The organism is Variovorax sp. PCZ-1, assembly GCF_018413605.1.
GTDB lineage: Bacteria > Pseudomonadota > Gammaproteobacteria > Burkholderiales > Burkholderiaceae_C > JANMDU01.
The window spans coordinates 742,581-761,175 of sequence record NZ_JAHCDN010000001.1 but is presented as its reverse complement, the minus strand read 5'-3'; the positions used below and the strand labels follow the sequence as shown (position 1 = coordinate 761,175).

Here is an 18,595-nt window from a genome sequence, read left to right as displayed (position 1 = left end):
CACAGAAAAACACCATGAGCACCATTGAATTCAACCAAGTCACGCGCGTGTTCAAGCGTGACAACAAGGATTTCCTCACCATCGATGGCTTTGATATGAAAGTCAACGATCAGGAGTTTGTCGCAATTGTGGGACCCTCAGGCTGCGGCAAAACCACTTGTATGCGCATGGTGGCAGGTTTGGAGTTTCCCAGCACTGGCACCGTCTCCGTCTCGGGCAAAGTCGTGACCAGCCCCGGCCCTGAACGTGCTGTCGTGTTCCAGGCTTTTGCGCTGTTTCCTTGGAAATCGGTCTATGACAACATTGATTTTGGATTGCGCGCCAAGGGCTTGGCCAAAGAAAAACGCCACGAAATCATCACCCATTACATCGGCTTGATGAATCTGAAGGGCTACGAATCCGCCTACCCGCACCAGCTGTCTGGCGGGATGCAGCAGCGTGTGGCGATTGCGCGCGCTTATGCGCTCGACCCGGATGTGCTGCTGATGGATGAGCCCTTTGGCGCACTGGATGCCCAAACGCGCGTTGTGATGCAAGAAGAGTTGGTGAAACTCGCGCGCAAAAATCCACGCACCGTTCTTTTCATCACCCATGCAGTAGAAGAAGCCGTGTATTTGGCGGATCGCGTCGTGGTGATGACCAGCCGCCCCGGCAAGATCAAAGAAATTTTGGATGTGAAAAGCATCCGTGAAGCTGAAGGCTGGGACAAGCATCCAAAAATCGAAGACGTGATGGACTTGGCCTCCTTCGTTCATCTGCGTACCCGCATTTGGAAATCGTTGCGCGAAGAGCACGGCAGCGCAGACCATTGAACTTTTTTACCACCACCAGGAGAACCGTATGTTGAAGAAAACTATTGTGGGCGTTGCAGCTGCAGTCGCCATGGGCGCATCCTTTGCTCAAGCACTCACCCCCATCAAAATCAGTTATCAGCCCTCACTGTATTGGGCCATGCCATTTCACGTCGCCACCGAAAAAGGCTGGTGGAAAGAAGTGGGCTTGGCACCCGAGTTCAGCACCTTCCCCGCTGGTGTGCCGCAAATCGCTGCATCAGCCGCTAAGTCTTGGGATGTGGGCGGTACAGGCTCTGTGCCCGCCGTGCTCGGGCATGTGCGCTTTGGTATCAAAACGATTGGCGTGACCAATGATGAATCTGCTGGCAATGCTCTCGTGGCGAGTGGCAAGAAAGCCGCTGAGTTTGCCAAAGATCCAGCTGCTGCTCTGCGCGGCCAGACCATCACCCTGACGCAAAACTCCACTGCAGACTTCGCTGTGCAGTCTTGCCTGAAGCGTTATGGCTTGAAAAAATCCGATGTCGTGATGAAGAACATGGGGCAAGCCGAGATCATCTCCGCCATCTCTTCCAACAACACCGATTTGGCTGGTATGTGGGCACCCAACATCTACACAGTAGAGGAAAAAGCTGGCGCGAAAGTGCTCTGCAGCGGCAAGGAAGGCGGCGCAGTCGTACCGGGTGCTTTGATTGCACGTGGCGACTATGCCAAAGAAAATCCACAAAACGTGGCTAAGTTTTTAGCGGTGTATTTGCGTGCATGGAAGTGGATGGGCGCAAACCAAAAAGAATCCATCGCCATGATGAAGGACTTCTATGCCAAAGGCGGTGTGAGCATCAGCGAAGCCTCGATGAAAAAAGAATTCGATACACGCCCGACTTTTGATCTGGGTCAACAGCTCAAGATGATGGAGCGCAAAAACAGCAATTCCCAGGTCGATGCTTGGTTTGCGCAGATTTCTGTCTTCATGCGCGAAACAGGCGCTTTGCCAACCATTCCGCAAGTTCAAGATTTCGTGACTGATGATTACATGAAGCTCGTGCAAGCAGACCCAAAACTGCGCGATTTCGCCAACAGCACCAAGTAATTTTTTCATCCCTTTTGCAGACGGCCAGCTTGCTGGCGAGGCCGCTGCATTCTTATTGACGGAGAATGTTGTGAGTATTCAATATCTCAAAAAAGCTGCCAAGACACCTGAAACCGAAACGGCCACCGCTCAAAGCGTGGTCAACGACATGCTGGCTGAAATCCAAAAAAATGGTGAATCAGCTGTACGCCACTACGCGAAAAAATTAGACGCCTGGGAAGGTGAATTCATTGTGACGCGTGAGCAGCTGGATAAAAACGCGCAGAACGTGCCTGCCGCGGTTCGCGCCGACATCGACTTCGCGATCAAGCAAGTCTTTGACTTTGCCACTGCACAGCGACAATCGATCAGCAATTTTCAGACCGAATTGCATCCCGGCGTAACGGCTGGGCAGCGCGTGCTGCCCGTGAATGTAGCGGGCTGTTATGCACCTGCTGGCCGCTATGCACACATCGCCTCCGCCTACATGGGCGTGGCCACAGCCAAGGCAGCTGGCGTCAAGAAAATCATTGCCTGTTCTGGACCATTTCGCGGCGGTCCCATGCACCCGTATTTGATGTATGCCTTCGACAAAGCCGGAGCTGATGTGATTTTGACGCTCGGTGGCGTGCAAGCGATTGCCACCATGGCTTACGGTTTGTTCACCGGCCAACCAGCGGATGTGATCGTGGGCCCCGGTAATAAATTCGTGGCCGAAGCCAAACGCAGTTTGTTTGGCAAAGTCGGCATTGATGTTTTTGCTGGCCCATCGGAGGTGGCCGTGATTGCTGATGAAACAGCAGATCCTGCAATTGTGGCGAGTGATTTGGTCGGCCAAGCCGAGCATGGCCATGAGTCTCCTGCTTGGCTCTTCACCACCGATGAAAATCTCGCACGCGATGTGATGGCGCGTATGCAACCCCTGATCGATGCCCTGCCCCCGATTGCGCGCGATGCTGCAGGCGCTGCATGGCGCGATTATGGTGAAGTGATCTTGTGCTCTACTCGCGAGGAAATGGCTGAAATTTCCGACAAGTATGCCTCTGAGCATTTGGAAGTTCACACCAAAGATTTGAACTGGTGGCTGGAAAACCTCACCTGCTACGGCTCACTCTTCTTGGGCGAAGAAACCACGGTGGCTTATGGAGACAAGGCCAGTGGCCCCAATCATGTGTTGCCCACCAAGGGTGCGGCGCGTTATTCGGGTGGTTTGTCTGTTCACAAGTTCATGAAGACACTCACCTGGCAGCAAATGACCCGTGCAGCAGCACGCGATATCGGCTTGGCCACGGCTCGCATTTCTCGGCTTGAGGGCATGGAGGCACACGCGCGCACAGCAGATGATCGCCTGGCTAAATACTTCCCCGGCGAAAAGTTTGAACTGGGTGAGCCAGTGACAGCATGAACATCAACGTGCTTTTCAGCCTCAAAGGGCGCACAGCATTCGTGACCGGCGGCAACTCTGGTATCGGCGAGGCGATGGCCACGGCGCTGGGCTTGGCTGGCGCCAAGTTGGTGCTCGGTGCGCGCCGTGCGGATGCTCTCACAGCAGCCGCTGATCGCTTGAAGCAGCAAGGCATCGAAGTGCAATGTTTGCCCTGTGATTTGGCGGATATTGAAGCCACGCAAGAGGCGGCTCAAAGTGTTTTGAAGCTGGGTGCGATTGACATTTTGGTGAATGCCGCCGGTGTGAACCTGCGTGAACCCTTCCAAGCTGTAACCCCCACAGCTTGGCAAACGCAAATCAATCTGCATCTGTCTGCACCTTTCTTCCTCACGCAAGCGCTCGCGCCCAAGATGGCTGAGCGTGGCTGGGGGCGCATCATCAACATTGCCAGCTTGCAAAGTTATCGCGCCTTTGGTAACAGCGCGCCCTACGGCGCAGGCAAAGGTGGTGTGGTTCAACTGACTAAAGCGATTGCGCAAGAATGGTCCTCAAAGGGCATCACCTGCAATGCGATTGGTCCCGGTTTTTTTCCCACGCAACTCACAGCCCCAGTGTTTGCCAACCCCGCAGCCGCGCATAAAAACGCCGATCAAACCTGCATCGGGCGCAACGGCGAGCTCACGGATCTGTACGGACTTTCCGTGTTCCTCGCCAGCGATGCATCGAGCTACATCACCGGCCAAACCATCATGATTGACGGCGGCTTTACTGCCAAATAGTTCAGCGCGTTAACGAAACCACCCAACATGTCATTGCAACCAGCCGATACGCATCCGGCCCTGCTCGGATCCTTGCTGCCTCCCAGCGGTGTGCCGCTGCTGAATTTCAGCCCGGGGCCGACATCGCTTGCGGCCGAAGTACAAGCGGGTATCAAGGCCTTATTCGACGCGCAGCGCATGTGCTCGATGTACCTCTCGCATCGATCGCCTGAATTTTTAGATATCCTCACCAACACGGTGCAACGCTGCCGCATGGCGATGGATATTCCGCAGCAGTATGAAATTCTTTTCATGCATGGCGGTGGGCACGGGCAGTTTGCAGCAGTTCCGCTCAATCTGTGTCCTCATGGCGATGAAAAAGCAACTTACCTCGTCAATGGCACCTGGTCCAAACGCGCCTTATCCGAAGCCTCAAAATACTGCCGCCCTATCGTTGTTTCCTCCGAGAGCGTAGCTGGCACGTTTACCCACAATCCATCATTTGAGAATTTGGATCCCGAATCCAAGTACGTGTATCTTTGCTCGAATGAAACGGTCAACGGGATTGAGTTGCATCATTTGCCTAAGCTGAGCATCAAAGCACCCTTGGTGATTGACGCATCCTCAGACTTCTCCACCAAGCCCATTGACTGGGTGGGTTGCAATGTAGGCGTTCTGTATGCCTGCGCATCCAAAAACATCGGACACCCCGGCGTCACACTGTGTGTGATCCGGCGGGACTTGCTGGGCACGCCCAGTAAACTTTGCCCAGGCGTGCTCTGCTACACCACCAATGCCCGTGAGGGTAATTTGTGGAACACCATCGCCACTTTCAATGTCGAGGTGGTCAACATCTATATGCAATGGATGATCGCGCAGGGCGGCGTGCATGAAATGGAACGCCGCTCGATCGCAAAGTCAGCCATGCTCTACGACTTGATCGACAAGTCGGAGGGCTTTTATTCCACCCCAATTTCAGATCCCTCCATCCGCAGCCGCATGAACATCCCCTTTGATGTCGCCGGTGGCGACGAGGAAACCACTCGGAACTTCCTTGTCCAAGCCTGGGAGCGTGGCATCGTCGGTTTAAGAACGCTGACTCCATTTGGGGTGGGAAAGTATTTGAGGGCCAGTTTGTACAACGGCGTCAGCGTGCAGCAAACTGAAGGTTTGGTCGCCTTCATGGCTGATTTTTTAAAGACCTATCGGACTCAATGATGAAAGCCCTTGTTTACACCCAACCCAATGAAGTTCAGTTACTCGATCAAACCGATCCTGAATTGCACCAAGGCGAGGTCATCCTCAAAATCGAAGCAGTAGGCATCTGCGGCTCCGATATGCACGCCTTCCATGGCCATGATCCACGCCGCAAGCCAGGTTTGATTTTGGGTCATGAGTTTTGCGGAACAGTTGCTGAATCAGCTTCACCCCACTACGCCAAAGGTACGCGCGTCACGGGTAATCCGCTCATCACCTGCGGCACATGCGATTACTGCGCGCAAGGCAGAAATAATTTGTGCAGCAACCGCACCATGGTCGGCATGACGCGCCCTGGCGCTTTCGCGCAATACATGTCGATCCCTGCAGCATCGCTGATCGACATGCCGCAAGAGATGCCCGCAGCGCATGCCGCTGTGACCGAGCCTGCCGCCACCGCTTTGCACGCCATCAATTTGTCCATGCGCGTGATGGTGCGCCCTGTGCAGGAGAGTCGCGTATTGATCTTGGGTGGCGGAGCAATTGGCATGCTCTCTGCCCTGCTGCTGAAAAACTATGGCTGTGCGGATATCACGGTCGCCGAGGTCAATCCACTGCGCCGCCAGCAAATCGAGCAATTCGCACAGGTCAAAACCTACAACCCCAAAGAAACCCAAGCTGCAGAGAACGCCTTCGATTACGTGATGGATGCCGTCGGCTCCAAAATCACCCGCAACACCGCATTTGCCAGTGTCAAAGTCGGCGGTGTGATCATGCATGTTGGCCTGCAAGATTGGGCCAGCGAAATCGACATGCGCCGGCTCACGCTAGCAGAGATCACACTACTGGGCACCTACACCTACACCACCGCCGATCTGCGTGCAACCGTGAAGTTGATTCACCAAGGTGCTTTCGGAAATCTTGAATGGCTCGATACCCGCCCTCTCAGCGATGGCGCGCAGGCGTTTCAAGATTTGGATCAAGGCAAGGCTGCATCAGCCAAGGTGATACTTTGCCCATGATAGTTTTGATCACAGTTGCTATTTAATTGATAGCACTTCGCGCAGATTCTATGCCGGCTAAAGGCTCAAAAGCCTTTAAATTTCACGCCCTGGCTCGCGTCCCATCAGCAAGGCTACCGCTTGCTCGGCGCTGATTTTTCCGGCCAACAAAGCCACCACACACTGCGTGATCGGCATGTCTACACCGAGGCTTTGCGCGCGGGCGAGCACAGCTGCAGCGCAGCGTGCACCTTCGGCCACATGGCCCAGTGATGCTGTCGCCTGAGACAAGCTTTGGCCTTGCGCGAGCAACAGGCCAACCTTGCGATTGCGGCTGAGATCGCCGGTGGCTGTGAGCACCAAATCTCCCAAACCAGATAAGCCCATGAATGTCTCAGCTTGTGCGCCCAAGGCTACGCCCAAACGCGTCATTTCAGCCAAGCCACGGGTGATGAGCGCAGCACGCGCATTTAGGCCAAGCTGCAAACCATCGCACAAACCCGTGGCGATAGCCAACACATTCTTCACTGCGCCGCCGACTTCTACGCCTACGATATCGCTGTTTTCGTAAACGCGCAGTCTCTCGCTATGAAATGCTTCAACCATGGCTTGCGACACTTGCGCCTGCGAACTGGCCGCCACCAAAGCCGTTGGCTGGCCAGAAGCCACCTCCTGAGCAAAGCTCGGGCCGCTGAGGACACCGAGCTGACGGTTTGCTATGGATTCAGGAGCTGCCTGCGCAGCGATTTCGTGCCCTAGCAGGCCGTTGCCATCAAAACCTTTGCACAGCCAAACAACCGGGGCGCTGACGCCCGACAGCGCCGCTAAGCTTTGCGCCAAGCCAGCCATCGGCGTGGCGATGACAAACAAATCTGCCTCAATCGCTGCGGCCTGCACAGCATCACCGTGCACAACGGCCAATGAAGATGGCAAGGGCACATCTGGCAAATAGCGGCTGTTGAGCCGCATCGCTTGCATCTGCGCAGCCTGCGCTGCGTCTCGCGCCAGCAAGCGCACATCGTGCGAGCGCGCAGCACTCGCTGCCAGAGCTGTGCCCCATGCGCCCGCGCCAATCACTATTATTTTCATAGCACTCTGCGCAGATTCTATGCGGGCTATATGCTTAAAAAGCCTAAAATTTCAGTCTGTAAGACTGCTTATTTAGCTGCTTCTGCCTGCTGCGCCTCATACATGGCTTGGAAGTTGATCTCAGCCAGATGCACAGGAGGAAAGCCAGCGCGGGTGATGATGTCGGCCACGCTCGCGCGCAGATAGGGATACACGATTTGAGGGCAAGCAATGCCGAGCACGGGGCCCATTTGATCTTGCGGCAAATTGCGAATCTCAAAAATACCCGCTTGCTTGGCTTCCACCAAGAACACCGTGCGGTCTTCAATTTTGGTCGTCACAGTCGCCGTCACGCACACTTCAAACACGCCTTGCGCGGCTGGCTGAGCTTCCACGCCCAGCTGAATGTCCACGGCAGGCTGCGTTTGCTCCAACAAGATGGTAGGCGAATTGGGCTGCTCCAGCGACAGGTCTTTCAAATACACGCGCTGAATTTGGAAAACTGGGGCTTCGTCAGCAGCAGGGGCAGAAGGCGCGCCTTGGATATCGGTAACTTGGTTCTCAGCCATGGTGAATCTTTCGAGGGGGATACAAAACAAAGCCCGCAAGGGTTGCGGGCATAAAGGTAATTATCGCAGAGCGATTAAGCAGCTTGTAGCAAGGGAACGAGTTCGCCCTTGCCATCTAACGCGATCAAATCATCGCAGCCGCCCACATGCGTTTCGCCGATAAAAATCTGCGGCACGGTGCGACGCCCAGTGACCTGCATCATGTGATCACGCTGAGCAGGATCGGTATCGATACGGATCTCTTCGATGGCTTCAACGCCTTTGCTTTTGAGCACCTGCTTGGCGCGTATGCAAAAAGGGCAAACAGCAGTGGTGTACATTTTTACAGCTTGCATAACGATCTTCTTTCAATACTTCAGATGGAGACGAATCAAGCCTTTTCCAGGGGCAGGCCGGCTTCGCGCCAGGCTTTCAGGCCGCCAGCTATCGCTTGCACATTGCCATAACCCAATTTCTTGGTTGCAGCCACCAAACGCGATGCGCGCACACCTGAGGGGCAAACCAAGATGACCGGCAGCGCTTTGTTCTTTACAGCGCCTTCCAACTTTGAAAGCATTTCATCAGCGGGCAGATTCTTCGAACCCACAATATGGCCACTCGCAAATTCCGCTGCATCGCTCACATCCACCACCACAGCTTTTTCGCGGTTCATCAATTGCACAGCGCTATTGGCATTGAGGCTACCGCCGCCGCCCAAAGAGCCGCCCTTGATCGCAGGCCACAACAGCATCGCACCCGATCCAAAAGCCACGGCAAACAACACCCAGTTTTCAATCAAAAACTTCATATACAAAACCAATTCGTAACAAATCTAAAACCCGCATTTTAGAATGTCGGGAAAACCGCCGCCCGGCGCACCACTTTTTAACTTATCTCAACAAGGTATCTCATGTACAAACTCGTGCTCATCCGCCACGGCGAATCGACTTGGAATCTGGAAAACCGTTTCACCGGCTGGACGGATGTCGACCTGACCGAAACTGGCGTGCAGCAGGCCAAGCGAGCTGGCAAACTGCTCAAAGAAGCCGGTTATGAATTCGATCTGGCCTACACCAGCGTGCTCAAACGCGCCATCCGCACCCTCTTCCTCGCCTTAGACGAAATGGATCGCACCTGGCTGCCAGTCATGAAGCATTGGCGTTTGAACGAGCGCCACTATGGCGCCTTGCAAGGCCTCAACAAAGCAGAAACGGCCAAGAAATTTGGCGATGAGCAGGTGCTGATTTGGCGCAGAAGCTACGACACACCGCCCCCGGCGCTGGAGGCCAAGGATCCACGCTGCGAGCGCGCCGATATTCGCTACGCCAAGCTCTCGCCACAAGACATTCCGCTCACCGAATGCCTCAAAGACACCGTGGAGCGCGTGATCCCCTTTTGGAAGGAATCGTGTGAGCCCGCCATCAAGGCCGGTAAACGCATCGTGATCGCTGCGCATGGCAACTCCATCCGCGCCTTGATCAAGTATCTGGATGGCATTTCAGACGAAGCCATCGTCAATCTGAACATCCCCAACGGTATTCCGCTGGTTTACGAGCTGGATGAGAACTTGAAACCCATCAAAAACTACTATTTGGGCGATGCAGAGGCCGCCGCCAAAGCTGCTGCTTCGGTGGCAGCTCAAGGCAAAGCGTAAAGTCAGTATCTGCACCCAACAATTACAGGAACTGGCTGCGCTCTTCCTGCTCCAAGGTGTATATTTAACGACTAGTGGGTCTCTCGACTCGCATAGGCTCTGATGGCAGGTATCACCGCTATGAACGCAAAACTCAAGATCGCAGGCTGGATTTCCATGGGCGTGGTGGCTGGCGCGCTTACCACGATCTCCGTCCAGTCTGTCGCGCAACGCGCCCTCGCGCCGCTGCCGCTGGAAGAGCTGCAGCAACTGGCTGCTGTGTTCGGCATGATCAAGACGGATTACGTCGAACCCGTTGACGAGAAAAAACTCATCACCGAAGCCATCAATGGCATGGTCACCAGCCTTGATCCTCACAGCCAGTATTTCGACAAAAAATCTTTCAAGGAATTCCGTGAAGGCACCAGTGGCCGCTTTGTCGGTGTCGGTATTGAAATCGCGCAAGAAGACGGGCTGGTAAAAGTCGTCTCGCCCATTGAAGGCTCACCTGCTTTCCGCGCCGGCCTCAAGCCCAATGATCTGATCACCAAGATCGACGACACCGCCGTGAAAGGCTTGCCGCTCAATGAAGCCGTCAAGCGTATGCGTGGTGAGCCCAATACGAAAGTGATCCTCACCATTCTTCGCCGCGAAGAAAACAACCGCAGCTTCAGCGTGACGATCACACGCGAAGAAATCCGTACGCAATCCGTTCGCAGCAAAAACATCGAGCCAGGCTATGCTTGGCTGCGCGTCTCCCAATTCCAAGAGCGCACCACCGATGATTTCGCCCGCAAGCTCGAAGAGATCTACAAAGCGGATAACAACCTCAAAGGCCTCGTGCTTGATTTGCGTAACGATCCCGGTGGCCTGCTCGATGCCGCTGTAGCCATCTCAGCAGCATTCTTACCTGATAACGTGACCGTCGTTTCCACTAACGGCCAGCTCGCAGACAGCAAATTCACCTATAAAGCCTCGCCTGAGTTTTACCGCCGGGGCGGTAACGATCCGATCAAGCGCTTGAACGACAACACCAAAGGCATCTACAAAACCTTGCCCGTGGTCGTGCTGGTGAACGAAGGCTCGGCCTCTGCCAGCGAGATCGTCGCTGGCGCTTTGCAAGACCATGGCCGCGCCAAAATCATGGGCAGCCAAACCTTCGGCAAAGGCAGCGTGCAAGTGATTCGCCCACTCGGCCCCGATACAGGCCTCAAGCTCACCACCAGCCGCTACTACACACCCAAGGGCAATTCCATCCAAGCCAAAGGCATCATCCCCGACATCATGGTGGACGAAACGGCTGAAGGGAATATGTTTGCTGCCTTGCGCACACGCGAAGCAGATTTGACGAAACACCTAGAAGACAAAAACGATCCTGCAGCCGCAGAGAAAGCCAAAGCAGCGGAAAAAGAGCGCGAGACGGCGCGCGAAGAAGCTCGCAAGCGCTTGGAAGAATTCAATAAAAAACCCGAAGCAGAGCGTCGCATGCCCGAATTTGGCTCTGATAAAGATTTCCAACTGATGCAAGCCATCAACCACCTCAAAGGCCGCGAAGTGATGGTCAGCAAAACGCTCACTGCGCGCAAGGATGCCCCGAAAGAGCAGTGATCTTTCTTGCCTGCGAAAAAGCCCGGTGAACCTCATCGGGCTTTTTTATTTACACTGAGCCCATGAACGACGATCAACTGCTGCGTTACTCGCGCCATATTCTGCTCAACGAAATGGGTATTGAAGGGCAGGAAAAAATCCTCTCATCTCATGCTCTCATCATTGGTGCGGGCGGCTTGGGATCGCCTGTGGCCTTGTATCTAGGGTCTGCGGGCCTAGGGCAAATCACCATCGTGGATAACGATGTGGTGGATATGACCAATCTGCAGCGCCAAATTGCCCACAATATGGCAAGAGCCGGCATGAATAAAGCGCAGAGTGCTAGAGAATCCATAGCATCGATCAACCCTGAAGCACATGTCCATTGCATCACAGAGCGCGCGGATGCTGCCTTGCTGGACACGCTGGTAGCGCAAGCCGATGTCATCCTCGATTGCTGCGACAACTTCGCCACACGCCACGCCGTGAACGCAGCTTGCGTGAAACACAAAAAGCCTCTGGTTAGCGGCGCAGCCATTCGCTTCGACGGCCAAATCAGCGTTTTCGATCCGCGATCCGACACCTCCCCCTGCTACGCTTGCGTCTTCCCTGCGCAAGCCACGTTTGAAGAAACCCGCTGCGCCACCATGGGTGTGTTTGCGCCTCTCGTAGGCATCATCGGAAGCATGCAAGCTGCAGAGGCTTTGAAGCTGCTCGCTGGCGTTGGCTCATCGCTCGCTGGCCGATTGCTGATGCTTGATGGCAGAGCGATGGAATGGAATGAAGTGCGCGTGCCTCGGCAAAAATCTTGCCCGGTTTGCTCGGTGTAATTGCTGGCATCTCCAACGCCAGACCTGCTTTAAACTTCAAGCGGCTCAAAATAAAAGGAGACTCCATGTTCACTCGCCTAGCCGTTGTTGCAATTGCTGCAGCCCTGCCCATATTCAGCGCTGCACAAAACTTCCCCAGTCAACCGATACGCCTGATTGCCCCCTTCCCTCCCGGAGGGAGTGTGGATATCACTTCACGCATGATCGCTGAGCCCCTGGGCAAACGGCTGGGCGTGCAGGTGTTGGTGGACAACCGCAGCGGCGCTTCAGGCAATATTGGCATGGAGGCCGTGGCCAAGGCCAAGCCCGATGGCTACACGATTGCACTCAACACCGTGAGCTTGGCTTCGAACCCCAGCTTCTTCGCCAACATGCCTTTTGACACGCTCAAAGATTTCACTCCATTGGGCATGGTAGCGACTTCGCAGCATGTCTTGCTCGCCAATAAAAATCTGCCAGCCAGCAATGTGCGCGAGCTGATCGCTCTGGCCAAGTCCAAACCCGGTAAGCTCAACTACGCGTCTGCAGGCGGGGGCTCCACCTTTCATTTGAGCGCTGAGCTCTTCAAAGACTTGAGTGGCACCTTCATCACCCACGTGCCCTATCGCGGTGGCGGCCCGGCTCTGCAAGACACCATTGCTGGGCAAGTGGAGATGAGCTTCCCCGTACTCTCTGCCGCTTTGCAGCATGCCAGAGCTGGCACCGTGAAAGCACTGGCTGTGACTGGCACGAAGCGCAGCCCCTTGCTGCCTGATGTGCCCACCATGGCTGAAGCAGGTCTCAAAGACTATGCGTTCACCACTTGGTTTTATGTGTTTGGCCCTGCCAATATGCCACGCGATGTGGTGCAACGCATCAACACCGCTTTGAATGAGGTGGTGAACTCGCCCGAGATGCGCGAGCGCTTTTCACGCGAGGGCTTTGAAGCGTTTGCCACCACGCCCGAAGGCGCTGGCCAATTCGTCGCGGGCGAGATCAAGCGCTGGAATACTTTGATCAAAGCGAAGAATATCAAGATCGATTGATTATTCTTCAACGTGATCGACGCGCATTTTCATTGCTTTGAGCGCAGCCTCAAAATCGCAGATGGCGCTCGCTATCTGCCGCAATACGATGCCCTGCTTTCCGATCTGCAAACGCATTGGCAGGCTCATGGCATCACACGCGGCGTGATCATTCAGCCGAGTTTTTTAGGCACAGACAATTCTTACTTACTACAAATTTGTGAGCATTCTGCGCAGGATGTACGAGGCATAGCCGTCGTTTCGCCTGAAATTTCTCCACACGCGCTTGCCCAAATGCATGAGCAAGGCGTGCGCGGCATACGCTTCAACTGGATCGGGCTAGAGAAGTGGCCAGAAATGCAGACAAGCATTTGGGCGCACATACGCCGCAGCATGCAAGCGCTCGGCTGGCATGTACAACTCCACGTTGAAGGTCATCGATTGGATGAGGCCGCCAGATGCTTTGACAATTGGAAAGTACCCCTCGTCATTGATCACCTTGGTCGTCCGTCATCCATCAGCATTCACGATCACGCGCAAACCCTGCAAAGCATCGTACAGCGCAGACCTACTTACATCAAAGTCAGCGCGCCTTATCGATGCAGCGCAGATACACCTGGAAGTTTTGAAACAGTAACTGCTGCTTTACACGAATCAGTGGGTGCAAAGCATTTACTCTGGGGCAGCGATTGGCCATTCACGCAGCATGAAAGCTCACAGTCTTACGATGCTGTCATCGCAGAATACAAACGAGTTTGCGCAGACTCTACTGTTCGCGGCACGATGACGCGCAACGCAGAAGCCTTGTATTTCTCTTAAGCCATGAAAGAATCTCACCACGAGTTTGTGGCGCTGTGATTAGGGTATCTCACGCAGCGAAATAAAGGAAGAGCCGGCGAAGCCGGCGGGGGGACATTCGCGAAGTGGGATACCCTAAGCGCAGCGCCACAAACTCGCGCTCCTATCACAAATCGCTACAAATTCATGAGCACTCCGCGCAGTAAATACGCCGGCAAAGTGCTCAAAAAGCTTCAAAATTACTTCATCAACCCCTGCTTCGCTAACCAGCCTTGAATCAAGTCAGCCACTTGCCCAGAGTTCATGTCCATCATGATCATGTGGCTGTTGCCTTTGATGCCCATCTTGGGGAGATCCATGGTGTCCACCACACCACCTTGAGCCTTGAGCGCATCAGCAAAGCGCTGCACGGGCGGTAGCACGGCATTCTTCCAAGTGGGATTCTGATCTATGAAATCCCCCCACACAAACAGATGCGGCACCGCCTTCATGCTGCTGATATCCACCTGCGCAGCGTTCAAACCACCGCTGGGCTCAACAGCTACCACCCCTTTGATGAGATTAGGATACTTACGCGCCGCTTCAAAGGCGAAAGTGCTGCCTTGGCTGTGAACGAGGATCACGCAAGGGCAGACGCGTTGCACATAAGCATCGTAGGAAGCTTGTGTAGGCGCGTTGTTGGTTGCCCAGCGCGGTACGAACTGTTTTCCGAATTGATCGAACGAGCCTGTCGGAAACTGCGTGCCTGCAAAAGCTGTGCGCTTGGTGGGATCGGCGTTGTAGCTATCGACTGCGCCGATGCGGAACAACTCCCAGCCTTCTTTCTTGGCTCGGAAGAAGGGCTCGCTGCTGAAAATCTCGGGATAGCGCGCCCAGGATGCACGGCCACGCTCGGTGGCATCGCTCACATACACATCGTGGCCATTTTTGAGGAAAGCCATTTGCCAGCCTTCGCCGCCATCAGGTTTTGTCTCATACGTCACGCCTGTGAGGCCACCGCCGTGCCACATCAGCAGAGGAAACTTCGCTTTCGGGGCGGCAAGCTTCACATACTGCACATACATCTGCTCGACTTCAAACTCACCATTCGGATTGACCTTGATCGGCGGCGAGCTGGGTGTGAAGCGCAGCTCTTTCTCTGGCAAACCAGAAAGCGCCACTTGCTTGCCACCGACATGGAAGCTGCCTACATCGGCCACTTGCATGCCACCCGTGCTTGCACAGCCTGTGAGCAGCGCAGCGCTAGCGGCGGCAATGGCTGAGAAAGCGAGTTTGAAGGCTTGTTTCATCTGTCGTCTCCTCTTTATACGAGCTCCGCCACAACAACGGTTTACTCTTAATTTAATAGCACTTTGCGCAGTATCTACGCCGTCGAAATGCCCAAAAGACGTAAAAATTACTCAGTCGGCAGTGATCTTGGCAGACTTGATCACCTTGCCCCACTTGTCATACTCAGCCTGCGCATAAGCCATCATCTCACGCGGGCCGATGAAGTTGGCCTCTGCGCCGAGGCTGGTGGCGCGGTCTTTGAAGGCTTGCACAGCCATGATTTTTTGCACTTCGCTGGCAATGCGATCCACAGCGGCTTTCGGCGCTTGTGCATGGGTGTAGAGCGCGAACCACGCATCCACTTCATAACCTTTCAAACCCGCTTCTGCGCCCGTGGGCACATTGGGCAAGCTCGCCAAGCGACGTGGGCCCGCGACGACCAAGGGCGTAAAACGGCCACTCTGTATATGCGGCATCAGTGAGGGCGCGGTAGTCACTGTGAGATCAATCTGGCTGGCCAGCAAATCCGTGATCGTCGGGCCAGAGCCGCGATAGGGAATGTGCGTAATAAACGTACCGCTGATTTGCTTGAACAGTTCAGTGGCGATGTGTTGCACGCTGCCATTGCCAGAGCTGCCGTAGTTCAGCTTGCCAGGATTTTTCTTGGCATAGGCGATCAGCTCTTGCACAGTCTTGATGCCCAAATTCGAGCGCACCACCATCACCTGCGGTGCGGAATACACATTGGCAATCGCCTGCAAATCTTTGAGCGGATCGTAGGGCAGCTTGACGAGATGCGGGCTCATGCAGTGAAAGCCTGAGTACGCCATCAGCATGGTGTGGCCATCAGGTCGTGCATTGATGACGACTTGCGCACCCACCGCGCCATTGCCACCACCTTTGTTGTCCACCGCCACGGTTTGGCCCAAAGCTTTTCCGAGTGGATCAGAGATCGCGCGCGAGGAAATGTCTGCTGTGCCACCAGGGGGCGCGGGCACGACGATGGTGAGCTGGCGCTCGGGGAAGCTCTGCGCGCGCACCCAAGGCGCGGCAGCGAGAGAGGCTGTTGCGGCGCTGGTGGCGATGAGGTTACGGCGGTTGATTTGAAAAGGCATGTGATGTCTCCTTGAATACCAATGTATTCATGATTGGAGCAAAAACATGGGCCCAACACACTCCATAAAAACACCATGCACCCATCTCGATTCGCGATGCCTCGCTTCTTTATCCATGAGAAAATCTGGTTTCTCCATCGCTGTTCACGATTACTCACGACACCCTTGCCATGAAACCCTCCGAGCGCAGCTTTGCGCGCCGCCTTGACTTGACCACACTGCAGCTCTTTGCTGCGGTGTGCGAGCACGGCAGCATTGGCAAGGCAGCGGATAAGGAGTTCATTGCAGCTTCAGCGGTGAGCAAGCGTTTGTCTGATTTGGAAGCTGCAGCTGGCACAGCCCTGCTTTATCGCCATGCACGCGGCGTGAGCCCGACGCCGGCGGGAGAATCCTTTTTGCACCACGCACGCTCAGTGTTGCTCAGCTTGGATCGCATGCAGGGCGATTTGGGCGAGTATGCGGAAGGCGTGAAAGGGCATGTGCGGATTCACGCGAATATTTCTGCAATTGTGGAATTTTTGCCAGAAGACATTGGCGCGTTTGCCAAGCTGCATCCGCAGATCAAGATTGACCTGCAAGAGCATCTCAGCAGTGATGTCATCAGAGCGGTTCATGATGGCGCAGCAGATGTGGGCATTTGCAATCAGCAAGCCGATCTGCAAGGCTTGCAGCAGCAAACTTACCGACAAGACAAGCTCGTGGCCGTGCTTCCGCGCAAACATGCGCTCTCGCGCCGCAAACAAATCGCATTTGTAGAGACGCTTGACTTTGACCACGTCGGCTTGCACAGCACCAGTGCCTTGTATCTCGCTCAGCGCCGCGCGGCAGCGGAAGTGGGCAAACAATTGCAATTGCGCATTCAAGTCACTTCGCTGGATGCCATGTGCCGCATGATTCACAACGGCTTAGGCGTGGGCGTGATGCCTGATCGCGCCTTTGAGCTGGTGGGCTCCGTGGGTGATTTGGTGGCTGTGCCACTCACGGATGCTTGGGGCACGCGCGATTTGCTCATTGTTGCTCGCGATTTTCAGACGCTTCCCGCGCCTGCTCGTCTGCTTGTTGAACACCTTCTCTCAAAAACTTAAAATCGATTCTCCTGAGGATATTGAAATGCCACGTACGCTTTACGACAAAATTTGGGATGAACATGTCGTCCACACCGAAGAGGATGGCACAGCCATTCTCTACATTGACCGCCATTTGGTGCATGAAGTCACCAGCCCGCAAGCCTTTGAAGGCCTGCGCCAAGCAAACCGCAAAGTCTGGCGCGTGAGTTCCGTCGTGGCTACTGCGGACCACAACACGCCCACCACCGGCTGGGAGCTGGGCTACGACGGCATCGCCGATCAGGTGAGCAAAGAGCAGATCACCACCCTGGATGCCAATATCAAAGAATTCGGCGCAGCGGCTTATCACCCCTTCCTCTCCAAAGGCCAAGGCATCGTGCATGTGATGGGGCCTGAGCAGGGCGCAACTTTGCCAGGCATGACAGTGGTCTGCGGCGATTCGCACACGAGTACGCATGGCGCGTTCGGCGCGCTCGCGCATGGCATCGGCACGAGCGAGGTGGAGCATGTGTTGGCCACGAACACCCTTCAACAGAAGAAGATGAAGAACATGCTCGTGAAGGTCGATGGCAAGCTGCAAAAAGGCGTCACACCGAAAGACGTGGCTCTCGCCATCATCGGCAAGATCGGCACGGCAGGCGGCACAGGCCACTGCATTGAGTTCGGAGGCAGCGTCTTCCGCGCCATGAGCATGGAAGGCCGCATGACGGTGTGCAATATGGCGATTGAAGCCGGTGCGCGCGCTGGCCTCGTGGCTGTTGATGAAAAGACGATTGAGTATGTGCAAGGTCGCCCGATGTCACCAACTGGAGTTGTTTTGCAACAAGCCATCAACTACTGGCGTACGCTGGTGAGTGATGCCGATGCTAAGTTTGATACCACGGTCACGCTGGATGCGTCTCAGATTCAGCCGCAAGTGACTTGGGGCACAAGCCCAGAGATGGTGCTCGGCGTAGAAGGCCGCGTACCCGATCCGGATAAAGAAAAAGATGCCACTAAGCGCAAAGACATCGAACGCGCTCTGACTTATATGGGCCTAGAGCCCAACAAAGCTTTGACCGATATTTCCGTCGATAAAGTGTTCATCGGCTCATGCACCAACAGCCGCATCGAAGACATGCGCGAAGCGGCAGCCACTGTGAAACGCCTTGGCCAAAAAGTAGCGAAGAACGTGAAGCTCGCCTTGGTCGTTCCTGGCTCCGGCTTGGTGAAAGCCCAAGCCGAGCGCGAAGGTTTGCATGAGATTTTCAAAGCGGCAGGCTTTGAATGGCGCGAGCCTGGCTGCAGCATGTGCCTTGCCATGAATGCCGATCGCTTGGAGCCCGGCGAGCGTTGCGCCTCCACCTCCAACCGCAATTTCGAAGGTCGTCAAGGCGCTGGTGGCCGCACCCATCTCGTCTCGCCCGCCATGGCTGCCGCTGCGGCAGTACACGGACATTTTGTAGATATTCGCCGTTTTGCGTAAAGTATGGT

Annotated in this window: 19 protein-coding genes; 13 read left to right on the top strand and 6 right to left on the bottom strand. The window is 55.0% G+C overall.

Annotated features, from left to right (window positions below; translation table 11 throughout):
- Nucleotides 1-14: 14 nt before the first annotated feature.
- From KIH26_RS03785 to KIH26_RS03760, 6 genes are all read left to right on the top strand, one after another.
- Nucleotides 15-812: an ABC transporter ATP-binding protein gene (locus KIH26_RS03785; RefSeq protein WP_213442589.1), complete on the top strand. Its 798-nt coding sequence runs from the start codon at nt 15-17 to the stop codon at nt 810-812.
- 28 nt (nt 813-840) lie between these two features.
- Nucleotides 841-1,881, top strand: coding sequence for an ABC transporter substrate-binding protein (locus KIH26_RS03780; RefSeq protein ID WP_213442588.1), 1,041 nt, complete (start codon nt 841-843; stop codon nt 1,879-1,881).
- A gap of 70 nt (nt 1,882-1,951) precedes the next feature.
- Nucleotides 1,952-3,265: a sulfopropanediol 3-dehydrogenase gene (gene hpsN, locus KIH26_RS03775; protein ID WP_213442586.1), complete on the top strand. Its 1,314-nt coding sequence runs from the start codon at nt 1,952-1,954 to the stop codon at nt 3,263-3,265.
- Nucleotides 3,262-4,026 carry an SDR family NAD(P)-dependent oxidoreductase gene (locus tag KIH26_RS03770; protein WP_213442584.1) on the top strand — a complete coding sequence of 255 codons (765 nt, stop codon included), beginning with the start codon at nt 3,262-3,264 and terminating at the stop codon, nt 4,024-4,026. Before hpsN ends, KIH26_RS03770 begins: the two co-directional genes overlap by 4 nt.
- A 27-nt stretch (nt 4,027-4,053) precedes the next feature.
- Nucleotides 4,054-5,223, top strand: coding sequence for a 3-phosphoserine/phosphohydroxythreonine transaminase (gene serC, locus KIH26_RS03765; RefSeq protein WP_213442582.1), 1,170 nt, complete (start codon nt 4,054-4,056; stop codon nt 5,221-5,223).
- The gene (locus KIH26_RS03760; RefSeq protein WP_213442580.1) at nt 5,223-6,224 is read left to right on the top strand and encodes an alcohol dehydrogenase catalytic domain-containing protein; all 1,002 of its coding nucleotides are present in this window, start codon (nt 5,223-5,225) and stop codon (nt 6,222-6,224) included. Before serC ends, KIH26_RS03760 begins: the two co-directional genes overlap by 1 nt.
- Before the next feature lie 75 nt (nt 6,225-6,299).
- Here KIH26_RS03760 and KIH26_RS03755 read toward each other — a convergent pair whose 3' ends face one another.
- The 4 genes from KIH26_RS03755 to KIH26_RS03740 form a co-directional block, all read right to left on the bottom strand.
- Nucleotides 6,300-7,292: an NAD(P)H-dependent glycerol-3-phosphate dehydrogenase gene (locus KIH26_RS03755; protein ID WP_213442578.1), complete on the bottom strand. Its 993-nt coding sequence runs from the start codon at nt 7,290-7,292 to the stop codon at nt 6,300-6,302.
- A 68-nt stretch (nt 7,293-7,360) separates the two neighbouring features.
- Nucleotides 7,361-7,840 (bottom strand): protein-export chaperone SecB, encoded by a 480-nt coding sequence (gene secB / locus KIH26_RS03750; protein WP_213442576.1) that lies wholly within the window; start codon nt 7,838-7,840, stop codon nt 7,361-7,363.
- A 74-nt stretch (nt 7,841-7,914) separates the two neighbouring features.
- Complete coding sequence (gene grxC / locus KIH26_RS03745) at nt 7,915-8,175, bottom strand: glutaredoxin 3 (RefSeq protein ID WP_213442574.1); 261 nt, start codon at nt 8,173-8,175, stop codon at nt 7,915-7,917.
- Between the two features lie 35 nt (nt 8,176-8,210).
- Nucleotides 8,211-8,627: a rhodanese-like domain-containing protein gene (locus tag KIH26_RS03740; RefSeq protein WP_213442572.1), complete on the bottom strand. Its 417-nt coding sequence runs from the start codon at nt 8,625-8,627 to the stop codon at nt 8,211-8,213.
- Nucleotides 8,628-8,729: 102 nt separating this feature from the next.
- Between KIH26_RS03740 and gpmA the strand changes: the two genes are divergently transcribed.
- From gpmA to KIH26_RS03715, 5 genes are all read left to right on the top strand, one after another.
- Nucleotides 8,730-9,473 (top strand): 2,3-diphosphoglycerate-dependent phosphoglycerate mutase, encoded by a 744-nt coding sequence (gpmA, locus tag KIH26_RS03735; RefSeq protein WP_213442570.1) that lies wholly within the window; start codon nt 8,730-8,732, stop codon nt 9,471-9,473.
- 120 nt (nt 9,474-9,593) lie between these two features.
- Nucleotides 9,594-11,060 carry a S41 family peptidase gene (locus tag KIH26_RS03730; protein WP_213442568.1) on the top strand — a complete coding sequence of 489 codons (1,467 nt, stop codon included), beginning with the start codon at nt 9,594-9,596 and terminating at the stop codon, nt 11,058-11,060.
- A 62-nt stretch (nt 11,061-11,122) separates the two neighbouring features.
- Nucleotides 11,123-11,869, top strand: coding sequence for a HesA/MoeB/ThiF family protein (locus KIH26_RS03725; RefSeq protein ID WP_213442566.1), 747 nt, complete (start codon nt 11,123-11,125; stop codon nt 11,867-11,869).
- 65 nt (nt 11,870-11,934) lie between these two features.
- Nucleotides 11,935-12,894 (top strand): Bug family tripartite tricarboxylate transporter substrate binding protein, encoded by a 960-nt coding sequence (locus tag KIH26_RS03720; protein WP_213442561.1) that lies wholly within the window; start codon nt 11,935-11,937, stop codon nt 12,892-12,894.
- A gap of 12 nt (nt 12,895-12,906) precedes the next feature.
- Nucleotides 12,907-13,692, top strand: coding sequence for an amidohydrolase family protein (locus tag KIH26_RS03715; protein ID WP_213442559.1), 786 nt, complete (start codon nt 12,907-12,909; stop codon nt 13,690-13,692).
- A gap of 218 nt (nt 13,693-13,910) precedes the next feature.
- Here the strand turns inward: KIH26_RS03715 and KIH26_RS03710 are convergent, their stop codons facing one another.
- Together KIH26_RS03710 and KIH26_RS03705 are read right to left on the bottom strand one after the other, a co-directional pair.
- Complete coding sequence (locus KIH26_RS03710; RefSeq protein ID WP_213442557.1) at nt 13,911-14,960, bottom strand: alpha/beta hydrolase; 1,050 nt, start codon at nt 14,958-14,960, stop codon at nt 13,911-13,913.
- Nucleotides 14,961-15,071: 111 nt separating this feature from the next.
- Nucleotides 15,072-16,055 (bottom strand): Bug family tripartite tricarboxylate transporter substrate binding protein, encoded by a 984-nt coding sequence (locus tag KIH26_RS03705; protein WP_213442555.1) that lies wholly within the window; start codon nt 16,053-16,055, stop codon nt 15,072-15,074.
- 170 nt (nt 16,056-16,225) lie between these two features.
- On the opposite strand from KIH26_RS03705, the gene KIH26_RS03700 reads away from it, so the two are divergent.
- Both KIH26_RS03700 and leuC read left to right on the top strand, forming a co-directional pair.
- Nucleotides 16,226-17,140: a LysR family transcriptional regulator gene (locus tag KIH26_RS03700; RefSeq protein WP_213442553.1), complete on the top strand. Its 915-nt coding sequence runs from the start codon at nt 16,226-16,228 to the stop codon at nt 17,138-17,140.
- 25 nt (nt 17,141-17,165) lie between these two features.
- Nucleotides 17,166-18,587, top strand: a complete 1,422-nt coding sequence (gene leuC, locus KIH26_RS03695) for a 3-isopropylmalate dehydratase large subunit (protein ID WP_213442551.1) — start codon at nt 17,166-17,168, stop codon at nt 18,585-18,587.
- Nucleotides 18,588-18,595: the final 8 nt, after the last annotated feature.